This window comes from Bacillus sp. JJ1521 (assembly GCF_036965165.1).
Taxonomy (GTDB): Bacteria; Bacillota; Bacilli; order Bacillales; family Bacillaceae_L; genus Ferdinandcohnia.
The window spans coordinates 1-2,506 of the sequence record NZ_JBALOX010000134.1; the positions used below are offsets into that span (position 1 = coordinate 1).

Annotated in this window: 2 protein-coding genes and 1 pseudogene; all 3 read left to right on the forward strand. The window is 38.8% G+C overall.

Annotation, left to right across the window (positions count from 1 at the left end):
• Positions 1–110, forward strand: a pseudogene (gene spoVFB, locus V7147_RS17550) (dipicolinate synthase subunit B); the annotation flags it as partial.
• Positions 111–232: 122 nt separating this feature from the next.
• Positions 233–1,285 carry an aspartate-semialdehyde dehydrogenase gene (asd, locus tag V7147_RS17555; protein ID WP_335369129.1) on the forward strand — a complete coding sequence of 351 codons (1,053 nt, stop codon included), beginning with the start codon at positions 233–235 and terminating at the stop codon, positions 1,283–1,285.
• Between the two features lie 28 nt (positions 1,286–1,313).
• Positions 1,314–2,506 (forward strand): aspartate kinase (gene dapG / locus V7147_RS17560; RefSeq protein WP_335369130.1); only part of this gene is annotated, 1,193 nt, incomplete at its 3' end.

Genomic DNA, 2,506 nt, shown 5'->3' on the forward strand with positions numbered 1-2,506 from the left:
ATTCAATGGTTGCTCGTATGACTGAGCTTCGCGACACTGTTGCAGCCGCAATTGAAGGAAAACAATTACAACCGGTAATTGTTGAAAGATTCCGTGACGACGAAAAATAATGAAACTTTCATACTAAGAGAGAAGAATGAAAATTCTTCTCTTTTAGTACTGGAATATGGTAAGATATATATCATTAAACGTAAATTAGACGTTCTAGGATTACTAGGAAGGGGAATATCAAATGACAGTTGAAACTGAATTACATGTTGCGGTTGTAGGTGCTACAGGTGCAGTCGGAATGCAAATGATTAAAACACTTGAAGAAACGAATTTTCCATTAACAAAACTAACTTTATTATCATCAGAGCGTTCTGCTGGTAAAAAGATTACGTATAACGGTAAAGAAGTAACAGTTGAAGTTGCAACACCTGAAAAATTTGAAGGTGTTGATATTGCTTTATTTAGTGCAGGTGGTGGCGTTTCGAAAGAGCTAGCTCCAGAGGCTGTAAAACGTGGGGCTATTGTTGTAGACAACACTAGTGCATTTAGAATGACTGAAAATGTACCTCTTGTTGTTCCTGAGGTAAATGAAAATGACCTTCTTAATCATAATGGTATTATCGCAAATCCAAACTGCTCAACCATTCAAATGGTAGTAGCCTTGGAGCCAATTCGTAAGGCATATGGTTTATCAAAAGTAATTGTTTCAACTTATCAGGCAGTATCGGGTTCTGGCGTAGCAGCCATCACTGAAATGAAAGAGCAGACAAAGGCAATCATTGAAGGAAATGAATTTTCACCAGAAGTTTTACCTGTTAAAGGGGACAAAAAGCATTATCAAATCGCCTTTAATGCTATTCCACAAATTGATAAATTTGAAGATAATGGTTTCACTTTTGAAGAAATGAAAATGATTAACGAAACGAAAAAGATTATGCATTTACCGGATCTTCATGTTGCTGCAACCTGTGTTCGTTTACCAGTTGAAACAGGACATTCTGAATCTGTTTATTTTGAAACATCACTAGATGGAGTTTCTGCACAAGAAGTAAAAGATTTATTAGCCTCTGCCCCAGGAATTGTATTAGAGGATAATCCGGCTGAGCAAGTATATCCAATGCCAATTCATGCAGTTGGTAAAAAAGATGTATTCGTAGGAAGAATTAGAAAAGACTTAGACCAAGATAATGGATTCCACATGTGGGTAGTTTCTGACAACCTATTAAAAGGTGCTGCATGGAACTCAGTACAAATTGCTGGCAGTCTATTAAAACTAGGTTTAGTTGCAAAATAATCGTTTTAACCAAACATGAGGTGGTTTCATGAATATCGTTGTACAAAAATTTGGCGGAACCTCAGTTCGAGATGAAGAATCTCGTGAAAGAGCAAAAAAGCATATTGAAAATGCTGTTTCAGATGGATATAAAGTAGTAGTTGTTGTATCTGCTATGGGACGCATGGGTGATCCGTATGCAACGGATACACTGTTAAGCTTAGTGGGGGACCAAAACTCAAAGATTAGCAATAGGGAAATGGATATGCTTGTGTCTTGTGGTGAGATTATTTCCAGTGTTGTTTTCACCAATATGTTAAATCAGACTGGAATCTCTGCAGCTGCCCTAAATGGTGGGCAGGCTGGCTTCCGAACAAATAATGATCATTCAAATGCTAGAATTACTGAAATGAAGTGCGACAGATTACTACAAATTCTTGAAGACCATGATGTTGTAGTTGTCACAGGCTTTCAAGGCATCTCTAAAATAGGGGATATTACGACTTTAGGCAGAGGTGGAAGTGACACATCCGCGGCTGCCCTTGGTGTTGCACTACAAGCTGAATGGATTGATATTTTTACAGATGTAGAAGGTGTCATGACTGCTGACCCTCGCATCGTTGGGGATGCAAAGCCTTTATCTGTGGTCACATATAATGAGATTGTAAACATGGCATACCATGGCGCGAAAGTCATTCACCCGCGTGCTGTTGAAATTGCGATGGAGGCAAAGGTACCAATTAGAGTGCGTTCGACTTACAGTGATGCACCAGGTACACTTGTGACAACAAAAGAAAAGCGCACAGGCGTTGAGGTCAAGGAAAGATTGATCACGGGTATTGCTCATGTGACAAATGTAACTCAATTGAAGGTTCAAGCAAAGAAGGGCCAGTATAATCTTCAAACAGAAGTTTTTAAGTCCATGGCAAATGAGAAAATTAGCGTAGATTTCTTTAATATAACGCCAAATGGAGTTGTCTATACCGTTTCAGGGGAAATGACAGAACGTGCTGTTCATAAACTGAAAGAATTGGGATATGAACCTCAAGTGACTGAAAAATGTGCGAAGGTATCAACAGTTGGAGCTGGAATGAATGGGGTACCAGGAGTAACAGCTCGTATTGTAACAGCACTTTCGGAAAAAGGAATTCAAATCCTACAATCTGCAGATAGCCATTCAACCATTTGGGTTCTTGTAAAAGAATCAGAAATGAAGGAAGCAATTAATGCACTGCACAAAGC